At 58.0% G+C, this 19,714-nt stretch carries 18 protein-coding genes; 5 read left to right on the top strand and 13 right to left on the bottom strand.

What is annotated here, in order from left to right; translation table 11 throughout:
- Window positions 1-366: 366 nt before the first annotated feature.
- The 8 genes from FIL88_RS03455 to FIL88_RS03490 all read right to left on the bottom strand — a co-directional run bounded on the left by FIL88_RS03455 (window position 367) and on the right by FIL88_RS03490 (window position 10,925).
- Window positions 367-1,224: a sulfotransferase family protein gene (locus tag FIL88_RS03455; RefSeq protein WP_142852404.1), complete on the bottom strand. Its 858-nt coding sequence runs from the start codon at window positions 1,222-1,224 to the stop codon at window positions 367-369.
- Between the two features lie 12 nt (window positions 1,225-1,236).
- Window positions 1,237-2,400 carry a glycosyltransferase family 4 protein gene (locus FIL88_RS03460; RefSeq protein ID WP_142852405.1) on the bottom strand — a complete coding sequence of 388 codons (1,164 nt, stop codon included), beginning with the start codon at window positions 2,398-2,400 and terminating at the stop codon, window positions 1,237-1,239.
- A gap of 16 nt (window positions 2,401-2,416) precedes the next feature.
- Window positions 2,417-3,646 (bottom strand): polysaccharide biosynthesis/export family protein, encoded by a 1,230-nt coding sequence (locus tag FIL88_RS03465; RefSeq protein ID WP_185960829.1) that lies wholly within the window; start codon window positions 3,644-3,646, stop codon window positions 2,417-2,419.
- A complete protein-coding gene (locus tag FIL88_RS03470; protein ID WP_185960830.1) occupies window positions 3,643-4,854 on the bottom strand; it encodes an O-antigen ligase family protein in 1,212 nt (403 codons plus the stop codon). Before FIL88_RS03470 ends, FIL88_RS03465 begins: the two co-directional genes overlap by 4 nt.
- 116 nt (window positions 4,855-4,970) lie before the next feature.
- Window positions 4,971-6,326 (bottom strand): lipopolysaccharide biosynthesis protein, encoded by a 1,356-nt coding sequence (locus FIL88_RS03475; RefSeq protein WP_142852408.1) that lies wholly within the window; start codon window positions 6,324-6,326, stop codon window positions 4,971-4,973.
- Window positions 6,323-7,771, bottom strand: a complete 1,449-nt coding sequence (locus tag FIL88_RS03480) for a pectate lyase family protein (RefSeq protein ID WP_185960831.1) — start codon at window positions 7,769-7,771, stop codon at window positions 6,323-6,325. The genes FIL88_RS03475 and FIL88_RS03480 overlap by 4 nt, the downstream gene beginning before the upstream one ends.
- The gene (locus FIL88_RS03485) at window positions 7,731-9,602 is read right to left on the bottom strand and encodes a GumC family protein (protein WP_142852410.1); all 1,872 of its coding nucleotides are present in this window, start codon (window positions 9,600-9,602) and stop codon (window positions 7,731-7,733) included. The genes FIL88_RS03480 and FIL88_RS03485 overlap by 41 nt, the downstream gene beginning before the upstream one ends.
- A 171-nt stretch (window positions 9,603-9,773) precedes the next feature.
- Window positions 9,774-10,925 carry a glycosyltransferase gene (locus FIL88_RS03490; RefSeq protein WP_185960832.1) on the bottom strand — a complete coding sequence of 384 codons (1,152 nt, stop codon included), beginning with the start codon at window positions 10,923-10,925 and terminating at the stop codon, window positions 9,774-9,776.
- A 199-nt stretch (window positions 10,926-11,124) separates the two neighbouring features.
- Here FIL88_RS03490 and FIL88_RS03495 point away from each other — a divergent pair, with 199 nt between their 5' ends.
- Genes FIL88_RS03495 through FIL88_RS03515 form a run of 5 tightly spaced genes read left to right on the top strand, consistent with a single transcriptional unit; the run spans window position 11,125 to window position 15,341 of the window.
- Window positions 11,125-11,736 carry a sugar transferase gene (locus tag FIL88_RS03495; RefSeq protein ID WP_142852412.1) on the top strand — a complete coding sequence of 204 codons (612 nt, stop codon included), beginning with the start codon at window positions 11,125-11,127 and terminating at the stop codon, window positions 11,734-11,736.
- Window positions 11,733-12,650, top strand: a complete 918-nt coding sequence (locus tag FIL88_RS03500; RefSeq protein WP_142852413.1) for a methionyl-tRNA formyltransferase — start codon at window positions 11,733-11,735, stop codon at window positions 12,648-12,650. The genes FIL88_RS03495 and FIL88_RS03500 overlap by 4 nt, the downstream gene beginning before the upstream one ends.
- Window positions 12,647-13,351 carry a PIG-L deacetylase family protein gene (locus tag FIL88_RS03505; protein WP_142852414.1) on the top strand — a complete coding sequence of 235 codons (705 nt, stop codon included), beginning with the start codon at window positions 12,647-12,649 and terminating at the stop codon, window positions 13,349-13,351. Before FIL88_RS03500 ends, FIL88_RS03505 begins: the two co-directional genes overlap by 4 nt.
- A gap of 10 nt (window positions 13,352-13,361) precedes the next feature.
- Window positions 13,362-14,525 carry a DegT/DnrJ/EryC1/StrS aminotransferase family protein gene (locus FIL88_RS03510; protein WP_142852415.1) on the top strand — a complete coding sequence of 388 codons (1,164 nt, stop codon included), beginning with the start codon at window positions 13,362-13,364 and terminating at the stop codon, window positions 14,523-14,525.
- Between the two features lie 24 nt (window positions 14,526-14,549).
- Complete coding sequence (locus FIL88_RS03515) at window positions 14,550-15,341, top strand: metallophosphoesterase (protein ID WP_142852416.1); 792 nt, start codon at window positions 14,550-14,552, stop codon at window positions 15,339-15,341.
- 300 nt (window positions 15,342-15,641) lie between these two features.
- Here FIL88_RS03515 and FIL88_RS03520 read toward each other — a convergent pair whose 3' ends face one another.
- The 5 genes from FIL88_RS03520 to FIL88_RS03540 form a co-directional block, all read right to left on the bottom strand.
- Window positions 15,642-16,496 (bottom strand): ferredoxin--NADP reductase, encoded by an 855-nt coding sequence (locus FIL88_RS03520; RefSeq protein ID WP_142852417.1) that lies wholly within the window; start codon window positions 16,494-16,496, stop codon window positions 15,642-15,644.
- 68 nt (window positions 16,497-16,564) lie between these two features.
- The gene (locus FIL88_RS03525) at window positions 16,565-16,975 is read right to left on the bottom strand and encodes a DUF934 domain-containing protein (protein WP_142852418.1); all 411 of its coding nucleotides are present in this window, start codon (window positions 16,973-16,975) and stop codon (window positions 16,565-16,567) included.
- Window positions 16,972-17,712: a phosphoadenylyl-sulfate reductase gene (locus tag FIL88_RS03530; RefSeq protein WP_142852419.1), complete on the bottom strand. Its 741-nt coding sequence runs from the start codon at window positions 17,710-17,712 to the stop codon at window positions 16,972-16,974. The genes FIL88_RS03525 and FIL88_RS03530 overlap by 4 nt, the downstream gene beginning before the upstream one ends.
- Complete coding sequence (locus FIL88_RS03535; protein WP_142852420.1) at window positions 17,702-19,372, bottom strand: nitrite/sulfite reductase; 1,671 nt, start codon at window positions 19,370-19,372, stop codon at window positions 17,702-17,704. The genes FIL88_RS03530 and FIL88_RS03535 overlap by 11 nt, the downstream gene beginning before the upstream one ends.
- Window positions 19,365-19,691, bottom strand: a complete 327-nt coding sequence (locus FIL88_RS03540) for a DUF2849 domain-containing protein (RefSeq protein ID WP_142852421.1) — start codon at window positions 19,689-19,691, stop codon at window positions 19,365-19,367. Before FIL88_RS03540 ends, FIL88_RS03535 begins: the two co-directional genes overlap by 8 nt.
- Between the last annotated feature and the right edge of the window lie 23 nt (window positions 19,692-19,714).

A 19,714-nucleotide genomic window follows, 5' to 3' on the forward strand; every position in this document is an offset into this window, starting at 1 on the left:
TCAAATCCGCACTAAAAAACGCGCGAACATACATTCGGGGCGGAGAGCACAATCACAAAGTCTTTGCTGTATGGAAACGGACCCACCCCTGGAAGAATCGATCGAGATCAAAACGTAACCCGTTTCCCTATGCTTTCATCATATCGCAAGGTCATCTTTATTTCTAATAAAATGTAGACACGTACTGTTTCTTTTCGGGAAACGGGCAGGAATTCCAGTAGGTTGGATCAGTTTCACTCGAGTTTTGGGCGAGTGATAGTGGTAAAGATCCTCTTTTGGTAGATGTGTCGAGTGAGGTATTATCTCTCAAGGGTAGAGCTTCTGCCCGGCGGGAGCCCAAAATGAGCCCTGAGAGAATCGGTTCGTTCATGCGTTGGACGTTGCAGGCCGGTCCCGTACATGTATCCATGGTGGTTGGAAGTTCGGTGCAAGTTCAATAAGAGTAGATTTTTCTGGCATATAGAAGACTTCGATCTCGCGTTTCAGGTCGTCTGGAAGAGCCGGATAGGTAAATGGCCTGGCGACAAGGCTGCGCATTGTGCTGAGAGGGGCCGTGTTCCTTACTGGATCCAAAAGTGGACGCAGAGGAGCCAACAGCCGCCGCAGAGATGTCGGTACCGCGGCTGCGTGTTTGTCCTTCACCTTTTCATGCAGGGGCGGGGTCAGCTGACCAGAGTATCCGATATGATCGGCGACCCACTGCAACTGGCGCTCTGGATGCGTAGCCACGTCGTCAAAGGCAAGAAGAAGGATCTGGTCTTGCGGAAACAGCGCGTAGAAACGTGTCAGGTGATGGCCATAGCGGCCGTCATTCAAGAACCGTTCGGTCGCAGCTTTCTGCGGGTCCAGATGGCGTCGAATGTCATCATCCACCTCCCCTCGCCGCAAGAGCATGCAGTAATCCGAATAGGCTCGTTGAACGGGATCGCGCATTTGTACGATCATTTTTACGCTGGGATAGGCGTTATGGATGCGAGCGGCGGCCTCTGGCTGAGTTAGATACGAGTTCGATTTTTCACCCACGATGTCGCCTGGGTTCGCGCCAGCAAACTGTGCGTTGAACCAGTCAAAACCCTTGTCATACTCACGCGAGAAGAAGTGCAGCTCGGGCGCCGGCATATAGATTCCGGGCGAGGCTGACAGAGATTTCTGTTCCCAAGTCGTGGCGCATTTGGCTGCGCCAATAATGAGGAAATCTACGGGGCGTGGGAGGGGCTTGGTCATTGGATAATTCCCTTACCCTGTAAGCATGTCGTAGACGGCGGTGGTTTTGGCCACGTGAACATCCAACCCATATTGCCCACGCACTTCCTGTTGCGCTGCTGTGGCAATGCGTACGCGTGTGGTCGGATGTTCGACCAAATCCCGCACCGGAGCTGAGAAGGCTTTGGGATCCCATGGGTCGACCAAAAAACCAGTCTCACCGTCTTCGATCGCTTCCGGGTTGCCGCCGTGGCGGGTCGCAACAACCGGCGTTCCTAAATGCATGGCTTCGATCAGCGTTCGGCCAAAAGGTTCGTCCAGCGCAGTGACCAATAGCGCGTCCACCCCGGCCATCGCGGGGGCAGGCGGATCGCGAAAGCCCATCATGTGCAGGTTTGCTGACACGCCAAGCCCAGCGGCCCGATCAAGGCAGGCCTGATCCAGCCCTGATCCTTCGGTTTCGACCCGCCCGAAGATCAGCCCATGCACGGGGCGGTTGGGCATTGCATCCCGCACAGCTTTTACAGCGTCAACGAAATGCAGCGGGCGTTTGCGATCATTCAAGACGCCGAAATAGGCCAGCAGAACGCTGTCTTCGGGCACGCCAAGCTCGACACACAGCGCTTTGTGGCACGCCGCGTGGTTGGGGATGTCGGGATCCAAGTCAAATGGGCTGTGCACAACCTGAAACCGGTCTTCGATGGACCGAAGCGGTTTCTCGGGGCGCGAGAATTCGGACACGGACAGGATACGATCTGCCAGCAGCGGGGCGATGTAATTCGCCCCTTTTGCATCCGGCCCTTGGCGGTGGTGCCAGATAAGCTCGCACCCGGCCAGCTTGGCGGGCAGGCTCCAAGATCCGTGCATCCGCCCATCATTCGTATGCACAATGTCGATCCGGTTGCGCTTTAGATAGCGCACCATCTGCGGGACCGAGCGCAGAAGAAACCCCGGCATCGATGCATCCTGAGGGCTGCGGCTGTGCTTGGGGGCGATGATGCGCGGGGTGTCCAGCACCTCGTATGACAATCCCATTTCCGAGATATACGCGCCCAACGCGCCGGCCTCGCGGTGCAGGGCGATGACTGGTTCGTATCGGTCCGGGTCCAGGTTTCGGATCAGACCCAATGCCGACACATGGCTGCCCCCGATGGTGGCGCCTCCGACAAAGGGATAGAAGATGCGAAGTTTTGTCATGGGTTACCTAAAGAATTTATTGAGAGTTGGTGGGCAATGCTGCCGATCGTGACACTTCAATTGTGTCACCAGACATCAGGCTATCGGTCGGCGCGACGACCAGAGTAACGGGGGTGCCGTCCACCACGCGGGTCACGCGGTATTCAGTCGTTGTGTCCGCAAAGGGGTCAGGAACGGCAAGTCCGCTTGCGACGGCTTGGGCGCGCAGGGCTTCAGCGGTGGCAAGGCGAATGTCCAGACGGGCCAAGTCGCGATCGACGTGGTTAAGCTGTTCAAGCGTTCGGGCGCGAGCATCATCGGTCAGCGCAAGCGTATCGCGTTCTGCAAGGTTGAGCTGTTGGCGCGCGGTTAGACGGGCGATTTCAAGTTGCAACCGTTTGCTTTCAAGATCGTTCAATGTGGTGGTCAAGGCTGTGACGCGCGTATTCACCGTCAGCCCGCGCTCTTTCAGTGAACTGACCTTGGTAAGTTCTTCTGTGGTGCTTTCTATCTGTTCCGAACGCAGGGCGATCTGGGCGGTCATCCGGTCAATCTGTTCGCGCAAAACTTCTTGCAGATCACGCAAACGCTCTTCTTGGGCGGCGCGCGCTTTGCGGGTTGCTTCCCAAATATCGGCCTCGATCCCACGAGGGCGCGGGCGAATTGATGCTGTGTCGCTGTCGTCTGCCCGGTTCAGGTCGTCCAGATCCGCAGCCAGCCGTACCCGTTCCGCGTTCAGTGCGGCGATCTCGATTTCAATACTACGTATTTCACCACCCAAACGCATGGTTTCCTGCACATATGCGCTGGTGTTTGCAGGCTGCAAGCGTACCAAGCCGCCGGCAAGCGCCAACGCCTGCTGCGGAGTGAGGCCAGGATGGAAGGCGTATGATCCGGGCGATGCGACCTCGCCCAATACAAAAACCGGTTGATGTCCGATGATCTCGACCCCGACGCGCGGCGCAGGCGAGATGCCGAGCTTGCGCTCGATCTCAAGCTCTATTTCGCGCGCAAGGCTTGGCGTGGTAAATCCACGTGCGGCAATGCTACCGACTAGGGGCAGGGATAAAACTCCCTCGTTCGAAATGTGATATTCCCCAGACAGGCCATCCAAAACAGTGAAGGTGTTTTGATCCCCGTCCCAGCGCAGAACGCGCAGCCGCAGTTCGTCCTGCGCCTGAAGTTGGTATTCAGCCGATCGGGCCGAGTCCGGGAACCACGCCAATGTGAGCATAAGGGTCAAGACAAGTGAAACCGTGCGGATCATGGGCGTACTCTTTTGCTGCGAAAGATGGAAATAGGCGGATTGGGCGCGCGTGGTTCGATCTGTTGCAGGCTGGCTGCGGTCAGCGAGAATAGAAGGATCCATGGCACGTTCCAAAAGCGCGCGAAGAAGGTGGGAAACATATTGAAGGCGGCGGCATAGATCAGCAGAACCACCAGTGTGATTGCCCAGACCATTCTGTTTGCCCTTTCGACAATTGCGGCCCAGATCAAGATAATGCCCGACAGAAAGAAGCCGATCAGCCCCAGCATCGATATCAGGCCGCCTTCGACAAAGGCGAGCAAATAGGCATTGTGAACCGCTGCATGGTGCGAACTGATCTCGCGAAATTGTTCGACGCCAAGGCCTAGCACGATGGTGTTTTTCATCACGGCGAAAGCCTCTTGCATCAATTGCGCGCGGTCCGAGAAGGTTCCAGCCTCGGACAGGTTGCGGTCTAGAAGCGGGTTCAACACGCGTTCCTGGAATACGGCGGGCATGAAGTTGTCGCCCAACAAAATCAACAGTCCAGCGACGGCGATAAATACGGCAGCCGAGATGGGCAGGTACTTGAAAGGGCCGACAATGGTGATCAACAGTGTGACGCCAAAGATCGTGGCCAGAAGTCCCGAGACTGATCCAGTCAGCATGATGCCATAGATCAGCGGGGGTAGGCACAGAAGCACTGTGCGCAGGCGAAACTCGCTCATTTTGTACAGGCCCAGCACCAACACGATTGCGATGCCGCCATGGACTGCGCATTCATTTTCGCGCTGGATCAATGATCGCATCCGGCCGGAACCCGAAACCAACATGTGATTGGGGTTATCGACGAAATGGACGACATAAGCGCCGAAGAGCATGACGAAGACGTATGACGCGACCAAGAGTTTCACCAAAGCAATGGTTTGGGCATAGGGGCGACCGCCAAGGACCATTGGCAGCACCAACAGGGAATAACCGTATTGGGCGAAGGTGTTGGGCAGGGCCATGGGGTTTCCATTAATGACCGAGCTGACGGTCAGGCCACCCATAAAGGCAAAGAAGGACATGAACCAGAACGCCGTTGCTGGCCCGAAGAACTTAAGGCTTAGTGTTCGGTTGGCCAGCATCAGGATGAATGCCATCAGCGCAACGATGTCCGAGGCGGTGACGTAAACCGAGCTAAGCTTCACATGATTCATCGGCGCCAGCACGACTGCTGCGGCCACCAAGAGCCCTGTGGGTGTCGCCAGGCCGGAACTGACCAAACCGAAGGGGTCCGCCTGAGACCTGCGTCTGCCCCTTGCGCGTCTGCGCATGGGCTGCATCTGTTCCCGCTGCGCTGTCATGATTGCACCTGAGTTTGAATCGCGGAAGGTTTGTCAGTCTTTGCGTCCAGCGTGCGGATCACCAGCCAGCCGCTTGCACCAAGCCACAGGGTGTTGCTTATCAGGTGACTAAGGGCTGCACCGTTGACGCCGAAGGTTACGACGAAGGGATAGATCAGGATGAAGAACAGGGCGGCGGTGGCCGCGCCAATCAACATCAGCTCGCGGTCTCGCCCAAGGCTAAGCAACACTGGACCAAGGATGACGCCTGCAAGGAAAAGTGCCACCGCCACGGCCTGAATGGACACGACCGGGGCCGCGGCGATGAAGGCTTCGCCAAAGGCAGCATTCAGGATCGGGCCGATATAGATCAGTGTGGGGATGACGCCTGCCAGAAGGATCGCGCAGAAGCCGATGCTGACCCACAGCGCTGTTTTGCGGATGCGGGCGAAGTCTCCGCTGGCGGCAAGGCGGCTGAGTTCTGGGAAGATCGCCTGTTTTATCGGGCGGCCAAGGCGGATGGCAGCGTCCCCGCATTTGCGCGCGATGTGATAATGCCCGACGAAAACCGGTGCGACCAACGCACCAAGGATCACCACGTCCAGTCTTTGCGTGGTTTGACGCAGGATCACGGCCAGATTGGAGTTCCACATGAAGCGCAGGAAACCCCGGTTTTGTCGCAGCGTGGAATGCAAGTTTCCAAAACGCGGTGTCTGCTCACGCTTGCGCATCTCGCGGTGGCCAAACAGAAAGGCGGTGACGCCCTCAGCAAGGCTGAACAGAATGAAAATAATGACGAAATGAAGCAGGTTGCCGCCAATCAACCAAGCGATGGCTGACAGTCCCAAGCGCATGAATGCGGTCGCGGTGTCGATTTTGGCGAGCTGATCAAAGCGATCATAGAGGCGCAGAAGTGCTACTCCGGTGGCGCGCAAAGACAGCACAACGGCGATCGCGCCGAGCGACAAAAGATGTGCGGCGCTGCCCTCAAGCCCAATGGTTCCAGAGATAAGCGGGGCGAGAAGAAGGATTAATGTCGCAGCGGCAAGCCCTCCTAATACGTCCACCACGATTGACAGGCCCACAAGTCGTTCAAATCGTGTGCTATCGTGTTCTTCCATTGCCGAACTGCCATACTGGATCATCGCCTGCCATGGCTCGATATGGACGAGCCGCGCATTAATTCTGGCGAAGGCCTCAATCAAAGCCAATGCGCCTAATTCCGCTGCGCCAAGTGCGCGCGCGGAAATGGCCAAGGACACCATGCCCAGAACCGCAATCACAATCTGCGAGGAAAAGATCCATTTCAGATTGCGGAGCAGGCGTAGGGCGATTTGGTCGCGTGGCAGAAACTGGCGCAAGCGCTGGATCATGTAATATCTCCGGCAAGTTTGGCCAGCCAGGTTTCTATATGGCTAAGGGTGCTTCCAGATGGGCGTGCCCATGGGTTGTTCGGTTGATTGCGTGACAATCCAGGGGTCACATCCTCATAGAGATCGGGCAGTCCATCGCCATCGCTGTCAGCCTGCGCATTCCGGACCGGAAGGACAGGCCAGCCGCCAACTTCCTCGGGTGTGTTTATCACACGGCCGAAGCATTTCAGCGTGTCGTCGATGACCCGCTTGTCCAGTGCGTCCAAATGGATTTCGCCGGGCAGTCGATCACCTGCATGTCTCAACACATTCAGCAATGTGTGTTTTGCTTTGTTCAGTGGAGCAGAGAACGGGCCCGATGTGGTAGGGATTCGGCGTGCCTTGGCGGTCGGATTCAAGACGGCAAAACTGCGCTGGTTGCAGCCGGTCGCAGCTCCGGTAATGTTGTCGAACGCCATGATGGAAACCCGCCGTTTTCGTTTCCATTCGAAGACTTGAACCGCCTCGGGTTTTTGGCCCGAGGTGCTAGGGCCACTTAGCGCGACGTTGCCGCCATAGATGATCTTTACATCTCCCAACAGGTCATAGAACTCGCCGAACTGACTGATTGGGTTGTAAAAGACGTTGTTCAATACTTCGATTTGTCCCACATCCGTGCCCTTGATATCGGGCATCCGGTCGCGGTGATGGGCGAATAGGTTGCGTGCAATGGTGATGCGTCCGCAAATGTTGCTCTTACCCTCGTGCGAACAGATCAATGCTCCCTTAGAGTGCTTACCCTTCGGATGGGTGCTGCGGTCTAGACTTAGCGCCAGAATGCTGTCTGCCAGAGTAATATTCGCAACCTTGCCACCAGAGACATGGACATTGAATGTCTCGTCCGTTGCAAATTGCATCGAGAGGTTGCCCAGATAGATCTTGGTCGAATCCTCGACAGTGATGGCATCCACATTGGCCGAAGGCGTAATGCTTGGGCCGGGGCGGATCTTCAGAAACCGGACAACGACCTCGCGCGAATTCTTGATGATCAAAGGTGTCACAACCGACCCACGATTGCGTAGTTGGATGCCCTTTGCGGGGGCGGTTTGCCCCGCGATGTAAATATTCGAGCCCACGCGAATTGGGCTGTCCAACATGATCGTTCCGGACACGTGAAAAATGCAGACACGCGGCTTTCCACCATTGTTGGCGCAGGCGCGCAGGCTGCCCGGGCCGCTATCGGCCAGTGTCGTCACTGCAACGACGTCGCCGCCTTTCCATGCCAGCGCTTTCGCACCAAACCCCAGCGCGCCGGGAAAGGCGATGTCCTGGGCCTGAGTCGGGATTGCGGCTGCGAATACACCAAAGCAAGCAGCAGATATCGTGGCAAGGGGGCGATGTCTCGGCCCGTCACGCCGCGCGCGATTACGAATAATATCCTTCGCCGTAGTTATAATATTGAGCATACCCACCATACCCCAATTTTTGATGCCTGCGTGTATCAACGTCGTTGATCAACGTCGCCGTGATCGGCAGCCCATCGCGTTTCAATCGTTCAACCGTATCCACCAGCACGTTCTCTGGCGTGCGACCCCAACGCACCACTTGCCAAATCTCGTCCGCCAGCACGCCAATCCGAACAGTATCGTCTACGACCAGAACCGGCGGCGTATCGACAATCACCAAGTCATAATTTTCTCGAATTTGTTTTCTCAATTCCGCCAGCTGTTGGCGTTGCTCTTTCAAGTTTGGAGTACTACGTACGTTCACGGACAGGAAATCCAATCCTTCGACAGGTTGACCGTCCAATGCGACTGGGGCCGGCGAAACTTTCCCCCCGATCACGTCCGAGAACTTTGCTGGCTTGCTTGTGACATCAAGCAGACGAGCCGCCGCTTCACGATGGCTGTCCATATCGATGATCAAAGTGCGCAAGCCATCCAAGGCGGCCGACACTCCAAGCGCGACTGTGACGGTGGACTTACCTTCGTGGGGCAGGCCAGAGGTTATCATCACAACCCAACCTTCGTTGCTGTCGTCAAACCACAATCCGGTGGCTCCGCGCACCGCCTGTGCGAACATCGTATGGGGCTTGGCGATCAAATACCGCGCAACACCCTTGCGGCGCATCGGCCCCGCAGCGCGCCCAATCCGAGGTAGAAAGCCGGCATTTGGTAGGCCTGAAAGCCGCATGGTCTGTGTTTCGTTCCACAGCCTCCGGTTCATGAGGTCCAAAATAAGTGCAACGATGAAGGCCAGAACAAGCCCGCCAACCGCTGCAATCACCAGCGAGGCTTTCTTGTTTGGCCACGAGGCGGAAACCGGGGGGCGTGCGACCGATACCTGACGGGCACCCTGCGAGACTAGATTGATCTGTGTCTCCAGCTCGTTCAATTTCTCGATTGCGGTCTGGTAGCGTAGGCGCTGCACTTCCAGCAGGCGTTCGCGGCGCATCTGAGCCAGCTCGGCGCGGGTGCGGTCCTGTAGCTCAGCTTCGACTGCGGCAAGCTCGGCTTGCAGGCGGGCGCTGTTCTCGGCGTTCTGATCCGCGTCTGATGTTTTCAAGAAAGTTGTCAGGTACTGCACCTGCGAGCGCAGGCGGTCAGGCAATTGCGCGTCATCCAGTTTGTTGTCCCGGATGAAATCGGCCAGTTCGACCTCGGCCAGTGTCAGCTCATCACCGATCGTTGTCACGCGCTCGCGCAGAAACACGATTGAACTTGTGACATTGTCGCGTTGTTCGGACAGGCTGTTTTCGATGTAGACAGCGGGGATCGCGTTGGCGATATCCGCCGCCAATGCGGGCGCATTTGCCGTGGCAACGATGTCGATGGCCAGACTTTCACCAGACCGAAACACTGAATACGACCCTTGGATCTTGTCCAGCACCTGTTCCTGATGCAGCGCGCTATCAATCGGTTGCCCATTCGATGTCAGCGATACAAAGCTCGGATCATCGTACAGGCCAAGGAACACAGCCAGCTGGTCAGCAAAGGCGCGCGATTTCAGGACATCCATCTCGGTTTCGATCACGGCACGTGACAGCTCGAAGCTTTCCAGTTGTGTATCCGTCTGGCGCACGCGTGTATCCGATCCGGTCAAAACCAGCGTCGCCCGTGCGGTAAAGCGCTCTTCCAGCCGGTCGACGACGAAGTAGGTTGCTGCGATCACGGCGGCCACGATCAATACGATCAGTCGAAGGTGGCGTCGCAGGATCAGCCAAAAGCCATCCAGCCCGATCCGATCGAAATCGTTCGAGCTGCCGTCGTCGCTTCCAATTTGCGCGTCGATCTTCATGCACTAAACTCCATTCGGGTCACATCTGTTTCCGAATGGCGAAAACATGATGACGACTTCTCTGGGAACTCGCCACATAACCCCTATCAACTTCTTGTATCCGCCTTGCGGCGGGCCACCCAAAATCATCCGCTTCCCATTTATCCCCCGGGAAGGGACAGCTATAAAATCTTAACTCTGCGACGAAATCTTTGCAGAGGTTGCACGCCCATAGGCGGCGTAATGACGGTCGACATAAATGTCTGTCGAAAAATTATCAGTCACGCGTTCACGCGCAAGTTTCCCTAAGGTTGCCCTAGCGATGGGGCCTTCGTCAATGAGTTCCGCGACTGCAAGTGCTTGTTTTTCCGGCTGGGCGGGTGGAACGACACGCCCGGTGTCGCCCACAAGCTGCGCACAATCACCGACATCTGTGACCACGCAAGGCACCTCGGCCGCCATCGCCTCCGAGACGGCCAGTGGAAAGGCTTCACCCCAGGCCGACGACAGTAGGAAGATGTCAAAACCGGGCACGATGCGGTGAATATCCGGGCGTGTATCGATGATGCTGACCCGGTTTGTGATGCCCAGATCCTGCGCTGTTTGCTCGGCCAGACTGCCGCGATGCCCTTCACCCACCAGCACCGCATGCACGTCATGCCCCATCTCGACCAGTTGCGCAGTGGCTTTCGCGATGGCGACGTGATCTTTCATCGGGTGATTGCGGGCCACATTCCCAATGATCAGGCGCTCATCCGGAATGTCGGCGATGCCACCCAAACGCGCGCGGGCAGCGGGATCGGGCCGGAAGATTTCGGTGTCGACGGCGTTCGCGATCAGTTCGACCCGGTCGGGGTAGAAACCAATCGCCTCGTGCTGTTCTTGCGAAACGCGCGAGCAATAGGTGATCAGTTCGATCTTTCGCGACAGTGCCGCCATCATGCGCACCACCATCCGGGTCGAGCGCTTTTCGTTATTGATGTCCTGAAGTGAGTGATGCACCGCCCAGACCTGCGCGGCGCGCTTGCGTTTTGGCAGCAGTTTCAGCCCCGCCCAAGCCGCCAAACAACCATGATACATCCAGCCGTGGACTACATCCGGGCGCGCGTCGCGCAGCAGCCGACGAAGGCGTAAAAGCGCAGCGAAAGTGATCCGACCGGGACGTAGCCCAAGGTCGGTCACCTCAACCCCCAGCGCTTCGATTTGCGAAGCAACCGCACCAGGGGGCACCAGCGATATCACGGAATGAGACTGCGCGCCGTCCTTCAGAGCAGATAAATATCTATGCAACATAATTTGAGCGCCGCCAACATCCGTGGTTGTGACGACATGAATAACTTTCATGGGGGAAGCTTGCATGGAATCTGAATGTCTGGCAAGCTTCAATCATTGCGTATGTGCATGTTGGGGCGGGATTTTCTGGTTCAAAGCCATTTTGGCGTCGCGTGGGGTATTTTGACCCGTTTCTGATGCGACCAGTCTGCTTCGATGTGTTCTGACTTATATTTCTGCCCGCTTTGGGCCCTTGATTGCTGGACACATAATGAATCGATTGCTCGAGATTCTGATCTGCCTGTGCATGCTTGTCATCGCCATACCCTTATGTGCGGTAACCTACTTGATTGTGGTCCGTGTGCTTGGCCGCCCGGTCATGTTTCACCAGACCCGTGCAGGGAAGGGTGGGGTGCCCTTTGAGGTTGTGAAATTTCGCACTCTGACCGATGACCGGGACGCCCACGGTGTGTGGCTTCCTGATGAAGAGCGCCTGACCCCGCCCGGAAAATTCCTGCGACGCATGCGCTTCGACGAGCTTCCGCAATTGTTCATCATCCTTGCAGGACGTATGGCACTGGTTGGGCCGCGCCCGTTGATGGTCGAGACGATCGAGGGGTTCGGACCCGAGGGCGTCATCCGCGGCTCGGTGCGCCCGGGCCTGACCGGCTGGTCTCAGGTCAGCGGCAATACGGCGCTGTCTGATGACGAGAAACTGCAACTGGATCTTTGGTATGTGGCGCATCGCTCGACCGCGCTGGACTTTCGGATCCTTGCCGAGACCTTCGGTGTTGCGCTGTTCGGGGAACACCGGCGCGAGGACCGGATTGCGGCCGCGCAAACATGGGGCGCCGCGCCGGCAAACACACAGGTCCGCGCATGAAGATTGTGTTGGTGGGGGCGGTCGAAAGCACGCAGATTGCGTTGCAAGAGCTGTGTACGGCAGGATTTGCGCCCGAGATGGTCGTGACCTTGCCGCCTGAACTGGCACATCGCCACTCGGATTTTGTGGATGTCGTACCTTTGGCGAAGCAGCATGGTTGCGCTGTGCATTTCACCCGCAAAAGTGACGGGGCCGAAACGATTGACGCCATTCGCAGGCTGGACCCGGATCTTGTTCTGGTGATCGGCTGGTCTCAGCTATGTGGACCAGAATTTCGTGCGGTGCCAAAACTGGGCTGCATCGGGTTCCATCCCTCGGATTTACCGAAATTGCGGGGCAGGGCGGTGCTGCCCTGGACGATTCTGTTGCAGGAAAAGACCATTGGGGCCTCGCTGTTTTGGCTGGCCGACGGGGCGGACACAGGGGACATCGCGGCCAAAGCGCAGTTCGAGGTCGACCCAGACACCATCACTGCGCGGGCGCTCTATGATAAGCATATGCGGGTGCTGGCTGATATGCTGCCGCAGCTTATCAAGCGCATTGCTGCGGGTGACGTGCCGCGCCAACCGCAAAGTGACGACGGCGCCAGCACCTGCGCGCTTCGCCGGCCCGAGGATGGGGTGATCGACTGGAATTGGCCTGCTGCCGATATCCACCGTCTGATCCGCGCCGCAGGTCCGCCCTATCCGGGGGCTTTCACCTTCGCGGCTGACGGATCCAAGCTGGTTCTGACGGATGTGCGCCACACGCCCCGAAAGGGCTATTACATCGGCATTCCCGGTCAGGTACAGGATATTGATGGCCGGATGTTCACCGTCTTTTGCGGTGATGGGAACTGTATTGATATTCTGGATTGGACCGGGGCGGAGGCGCCCCCGAAATTACATACGAAACTTGGAAAGAGTACGACATGAGCACGTTGGCATCTTCGGCTTTTGGGGGTGACCCCAAAGCCCCGGTTTTGGTGGTGGCCCCGCACCCTGATGACGAGGTTCTGGGTGTTGGCGGCACCATCGCGCGGCTGGCGGATGAAGGGCGCGAGGTGCATGTGGCGGTCGTAACAAAAGGCAGCGCGCCGCTGTACACGGACCAGATGATCGAGGCCGTTCGCGCCGAAGCCCGCGCCGCCCATGATCATCTGGGCGTGACCAAGACCCATTGGCTGGATTTCCCTGCCGCCGAACTGGCAGAACACCCCCATGGCGGGCTGAATGCGGGCCTCGGAAAGCTGGTACGGGATTTGGCGCCGGGACTGATTTTCGTAACCCATCCGGGCGATATCCACATGGATCACCAGCTGTCTTTCCTGTCCACGCTTGTAGCCAGCCGCCCGCATCAGAATGATTATCCGACGACGATCATGGCATACGAAACGCTTTCGGAAACCAACTGGAATGCGCCCTATCTGACGCCCGCTTTTGTGCCGAATGTGTTCATCGATGTGTCCGAGACACTGGAACGTAAGCTGGAAGCCTTCCAGATGTTCGCAAGTCAGGTGAAAGAGCCGCCGCACGAGCGCTCGGTCAACGCCTTGCACGCGCTGGCAACCCTGCGCGGCGCAACCGTGCACCGCCATGCGGCCGAGGGCTTTGTCCTTGTACGCAGCGTGATCTGAGGAGGTATTGATGTCCAGCTGGCCCGTTTTTGATGAAGAACAAATTACCGCCGTGACCGAGGTTTTGCGCTCGGGCAAGGTCAACGCATGGACCGGCCCCGATGTGCGGGCCTTCGAGGTAGAGTTTGCCGATTGGTTCGGCGTCCCGCATGCCATTGCGATGGCGAACGGCACGGTCACTCTGGACGCGGCGCTGCATGTGCTGGGTCTGTCTGAAGGCGACGAGGTGATCGTCACACCCCGCAGTTTTATCGCCTCGGCCAGTTCCGTTTCGCTAAAAGGCGGCGTGCCGGTGTTCGCGGATGTCGATCCGGACAGCCAGAACATCACCGCCGACACCATCGCGCCTTTGATTACGCCGCGCACCAAGGGGATCGTCCCGGTGCATCTGGGCGGCTGGCCCTGCGATATGGTCGCGATCATGGAATTGGCGCGTGCGCATGATCTGTGGGTGATCGAGGATTGCGCGCAGGCCCACGGAGCGATGATCGGCGACCAACATGTGGGCAGCTTCGGGACATTTGGCTCGTTTTCTTTCTGTCAGGACAAGATCATGACCACGGGCGGCGAGGGCGGCATGCTGACCACCACCGACCGGGATCTTTGGTCCAAGGCGTGGAGCTTTAAGGATCACGGCAAGGACTATGATGTGGTGCTCAACACCGAGCACCCTCCGGGCTTTCGTTGGCTGCACGGGGTCGGACCGGGCACAAATTTGCGTATGACCGGACCGTCAGCGGCCATCGGTCGGGTGCAGCTAAAGCGACTGGTGGATTGGCGTGGACAGCGTACCGAAAACGCAGACATCTTGGCGTGCGCCTTGTCTGATCTGGATGCGGTACGGGTGCCCGACTTGCCTGACGGCCTGACCCATGCCTATTACCGGTTTTATGCATTCGTACGCCCTGAGGCGTTGAAGAATGACTGGAGCCGTGATCGTATCATTTCCGAGGTCTCGGGCGCTGGGTTTCCGATTTTTTCGGGCAGTTGCAGCGAGATTTACCGAGAGGGCACCTTTACACGCTATGGTTTGGGGCCAGATGCACCACTTCCGGTCGCGCGCGCGCTTGGTGACACTAGCCTGTGTTTTTTGGTGGACCCGACTTGGATCAAGGAACGTACTTGTGACTTGGCAGATTGTTTGCGGCAGGTGATAGGGGACGCGACTCGCTAAGGAGTGAATGGGGAAAGGGGTGAAATGGGGAAGCTTCTGAACAGCCTGCTTCGGAAATTTGGGGGCAATGCAAAGTTCAATGCGCCATTGGCGCCGGATCAACCATTTCTGGTGATCGGTGACATTCACGGCTGCTTTGATGCGCTATGTTCGGCCTTGGATCGGATAGCGTCGGAATCTGAATTGATGGGACAACCGCTTGTTTTCGTTGGTGACTATCTGGACCGCGGTCCGCAAAGCTCGGGCGTGCTGCGTCGTCTTATGGCCTTGCAGGCGTCAGGTGAGCGCGATGTCATCTGTCTGCGCGGAAATCATGAACAGCTGCTTCTGAACTTCCTGGAAAACCCGGCTCTTCATGCACCTGTTTGGTTCGCGAATGGGGGTGTCGAGGCGCTGAGAAGCTTCGGTATTCGGGCGTCGAAGCAGGATATGCGCGGGGATCGTGTGCTGATGCTGAGTGCGCGTTTGAAGCAAGAGATGGGGGCGGATTCCTTGGCTTTCTTGCAGGGGCTGCCGCATATTTGGCAGACTGGAAATGTTGCCGTGTCCCATGCCGGTGCTGATCCGGGAAAGCCACTGGATATGCAAGAGGAACAGGTGCTTATCTGGGGTCATCCCGCCTTCACGTCGCAGCCGCGTAAGGACGGTATCTGGATGGTGCATGGCCACACGATCGTGCCACAAGTTGTTGCGCAAGATGGACGGATTTCAGTGGATACCGGCGCGTTTCAAACAGGCGTGCTACCTGTGGTATCTGTGTCCCGCGATGGGGTGCGCGTTGTGGGCCAAGAGGACAGACTGCAGATTGTGACGTAGAGGAAGTCAAATTTGCAAGACCGCCGGCCAGGGAAAAGCCGAGCGCGGTCGGGAAACAGAGCTGAAAATTTGCAGGGGTACACAACACGTGTTTGGGCAGCGCTATACTGGCTTTTCGTTGACCGCCGATCAACGCACGGGATGGGTGTTGAACTGATCGGTTTGCTAACTTGATTGCGCATGCCCGGAACGGATCCTAGTATTGGATCAGCTCAACGCTGCTTCCGCCATAAATCTTATCTATCCTAGAGTTACCCCACCCGGTGAGGGTGGGGCGTTTTTGTAACGATGCCGGCAGGATCAGTCCAAGAACGCTTTCTCGACCACATATTGCGCAGGTTTCGAATTCGCGCCCTCTTGCAAACCGTATTCCTCGAACATCTCTTTCAGTTCCAGGTTAAAGGCCAGGTTACCACAGATCATCGCGCGGTCATGTTCAGGGTTCAAAGGCTCAACGCCCAGATCCTTGAACGCCTCGCCCGAGCGCATCAGGTCGGTGATGCGGCCCATCTTGGGGCTCTCTTCGCGGGTGGTGGTCGGGTAATACTTAATCTTCTTCCAGAAGCCTTCGCCAATCACTTCGTTCAGAAGCTCGTCTTCTTTCAGGTTTTCGATCAGGTTCGCACCATAGGTCAGCTCGCCCACTTCACGGCAGGTGTGGGTGATGATCACCTCGTCGTAATCCTCATAGGTCTGCGGTTCGCGCAGAAGCGAAGCGAAGGGCGCAAAGCCGGTACCTGTAGCGAAGAACCAGATGCGTTTGCCGGGGATCAGCGCGTCGTGCACCAAGGTTCCAACGGGTTTCGGACGCAGGATGATCTCGTCTCCAACCTGAAGGTGCTGCAGTTTCGAGGTCAACGGCCCGTCCGGCACTTTGATCGAGTAGAACTCCAGCTCTTCATCCCAGCTGGGCGAGGCAATCGAATAGGCGCGCAGAAGCGGCTTTTGCTTGCCGGTTTCCGGCTGTGGGTCGCCCATCAGCCCGATCATCACGAACTCGCCCGAACGGAAGCGCAGGCTGGCAGGGCGCGTGCAGCGGAACCTGAACAGGCGGTCGGTGTAATGTTCAACTTCAGTCACTGTCTGCGCGTCGGGCAGGGTCGGGACCGGTTTTACTTTGGTTTCAGCATCCATAACGGGCGTCACTTCATTCATAAGCGTCAGCAGGGCACAATGCCCCGCCCTTTCCTGTCAGTGTATATATGTGGGTAGCGAAGGCTGGTCTAGCCGGTCATCCGCGACCTATAGTCATAGGCCTTCCAGTCCGCCCGGAACTGCCATTCGGCTTCGGGTTGGCGTTGTGCCAACTCGTCCGAGATCTCGACCTCGTCAAAGCCTGACCGACGCGCCATCGCGTATTGGTCCGAGATCACGTGGCCATGGGCGCGCAGACGACCCGTGAAGCCAAGAAGGCGCAGTTGGCGACCCAAAGTGAAGCCGCGGCCATCTGCGAAAGACGGGAAGTCGATACGGATGGCAGGCACGCCGACCATCAGATCAGCCAGTGCCGCCGGATCCGTATCCGACGCAATGTGCAGCCCGCGCGTGTCATTGGCGGCGCGCTCGTCCGAGGTTGCGAACCCTTCGGTCCAATCGTCACGGGCAAAGCCGTTATCGGTTACAATCACGCTCATGCTTCTGCTCCTACGCGAACCATTTTTCCGTCGACAAAGTGAATGCCGCATTCCGTCTTCTCGGCCCCGCGCCAGCGTCCGGCGCGTGGGTCTTCACCGGGTTTAACCGCCGACGTACAGGGGGCACAGCCGATCGACGGGAAGCCGCGACTGACCAGCGGGTGCTTGGGCAGGCGGTTGTTGATCAGGTAATCCTGCACGTCTGACGCCGCCCAATGGGCCAGTGGATTGACCTTCAGTAGACCGTCTTCGGCCTCGAAGAACTCCAGGTCCACACGCTTGCCACCCTGAAAGCGTTTGCGTCCGGTGATCCAGCCGTCAAACCCGTCCAATGCACGGTCCAGCGGCTCGACCTTGCGGACAGCGCAGCAGGCATCGGTGTCTGCCAAATGCAGGATGTTGTCCGGGTCACGGGCGAACAGCTCTTCCGGGTCTGGATGCACAACGCGCACATCGGTCAGGCCCAGCTTCTCGGCCACCTCGACCTGATAGTCGAGGGTCTCTTGGAACAGCATTTGTGTGTCCAGAAAGATCACGGGCACGGTACGGTCGACCTTGGCGACCAAGTGCAGCAACACAACGCTTTCCGCACCAAAGCTGGACACCAGCGCAAGCGAGCCAATGGTGCTGTCCGACAGCGCCCGCTCCACGACCGAAGTCGCCGAATGGTGCTTGTAGCGTGCGTTCAGATCAGCCGCACGTTCCTCGGCAGGGGGAAGGGGGATTTCAAGCGGCATGGCTCTTATCCTCTTCCGGATAGAGGGCTGCCTTGAACGGCGCCTCGCCCAAGCGGCGGAAGGCGTCGATGAAACTCTCGCTTTCGTCCTCGCGGTGCTCAAGATAGGCGTGTACAAGGCGTTCTATGGCCGGGACGATCTGGTCATAGGCAAAGCCGGGGCCAGCCCGTTTTCCAATCACAGTGTCCGGGCCGGCGTCACCACCCAAGGTGATCTGATAGTTTTCGACGCCCGCACGATCCAGACCCAGAATGCCGATATGGCCCAGATGGTGGTGACCACAGGCGTTGATGCAGCCCGAGATCTTGATCTGCAGGTGGCCGATATCGTGTTCGATCTTCAACTCGTCGAAACGTTCGGCAATCTCTTGCGCGACGGGGATCGACCGCGCCGTGGCCAGCGCACAGTAATCCATGCCGGGGCAGGCGATGATGTCCGAGATCAGACCGGCATTGGCAGTCGCCATGCCGTGCGCACGCAGGGCCGTAAAGATCGCCGGCAGGTCCGAACGGTGGATATGTGGGAAGATCACGTTCTGCTCGTGGCTGATACGGATGTCGCTGTGGCCGTACTCTTCCGCCAGATCCGCAAGCACGCGCATTTGATCGGCGTTGGCATCGCCCGGCGTGGCCCCGTGGGCTTTCATCGAGATCGTGACGATCCCGTAGCCATCCGTGCGGTGGTCATCCACGTTGGTATCGCTCCACGACCGGAAGATCGGGTCGGCGTCACGGGCAGCGTGATAACCCGCAAGGTCCGCCGTCTTGAAGTCGGGTGCGGTAAAGTCAGCGGCGATACTGGCGAAATGCTCTTGATCCACGCCCGAGAACAGCGGGCGCAGCTGAGCAAAGCGGGCTTCGACCAGTTCATGGATCTTATCGATTCCGTTCTCCATCGTGGTGATCTTGATGCGCGCCTTATACTTGTTATCGCGGCGACCCAACGTGTTGTAGACGCTGACGATGGCTTCGACATATGGCAGCAGATCTTCGCGCGGCAGGAAGTCTTTCAGGACCTGACCCACAACCGGTGTACGGCCAAGGCCACCGCCGACGAGGATCTGATAGCCAACTTCCCCGGCTGCGTTCTTCACGATGCGAATGCCGATGTCATGCGCCTTGGTGACGGCGCGGTCAGCTTTCGATCCGGTCACCGCCAGCTTGAACTTGCGCGGCAGGAACTGGAATTCCGGGTGGTCGGTGGACCACTGACGCAGAAGCTCGGCTGTGGGGCGAGGATCTTCAACCTCGTCCGCGGCGGCACCGGCGAAGTGATCAGCCGTCACGTTGCGGATCGTGTTGCCCGAGGTCTGGATGGCGTGCATCCCAACATCGGCCAACGCGTCCAGCATATCAGGAATGTCCGACAGACGCGGCCAGTTGAACTGAATGTTCTGACGCGTGGTCCAATGTCCATAGCCCTTGTCCCAACGCTCGCCGATCATCGCCAGCTGGCGCATCTGGCTGGGGTTGAGCGAGCCATAAGGGATCGCGACCCGCAGCATATAGGCGTGCAGCTGCAGATAAACGCCATTCATCAGGCGCAACGGCTTGAACTCGTCTTCGGTCAGCGCGCCCGAGATGCGGCGGCCCACTTGTTCGCGGAACTGCGCCACGCGGTTGCGCACGAAGCTTTCGTCGAAATGGTTGTAATCATACATTGGCCACGGCCTCCGGTGCCGATTGCTGTGTCTGTTTGCCGTGGAAACGGTTCGACGGGCCGGTGGCGCGGAACGTTTCGCGGAAATGGGTGGGGGTCGGGCCGGTTGGGCCTGCGGCGGCGTCAGCCAGGTAAGGGCCAACGGCGATGCCGGGCTCGGCTGTGGCGTGTGCCAGCTGAGCGTTTGCCTCGGCCTCGTCCTCGATCAGCCATGCCATACACATGTCGCGCACCCATGACCCATCACGGGCCATATAGATCACGTCGCCTTCGATCAGGTCGTTCGCGGTTACCACTTTGGGGCTAAAAGGGCGGGGCATGGCATGTCCTTTCCGGTTGCTTT

Source organism: Aliiroseovarius halocynthiae, from assembly GCF_007004645.1.
Classification (GTDB): Bacteria; Pseudomonadota; Alphaproteobacteria; order Rhodobacterales; family Rhodobacteraceae; genus Aliiroseovarius; species Aliiroseovarius halocynthiae.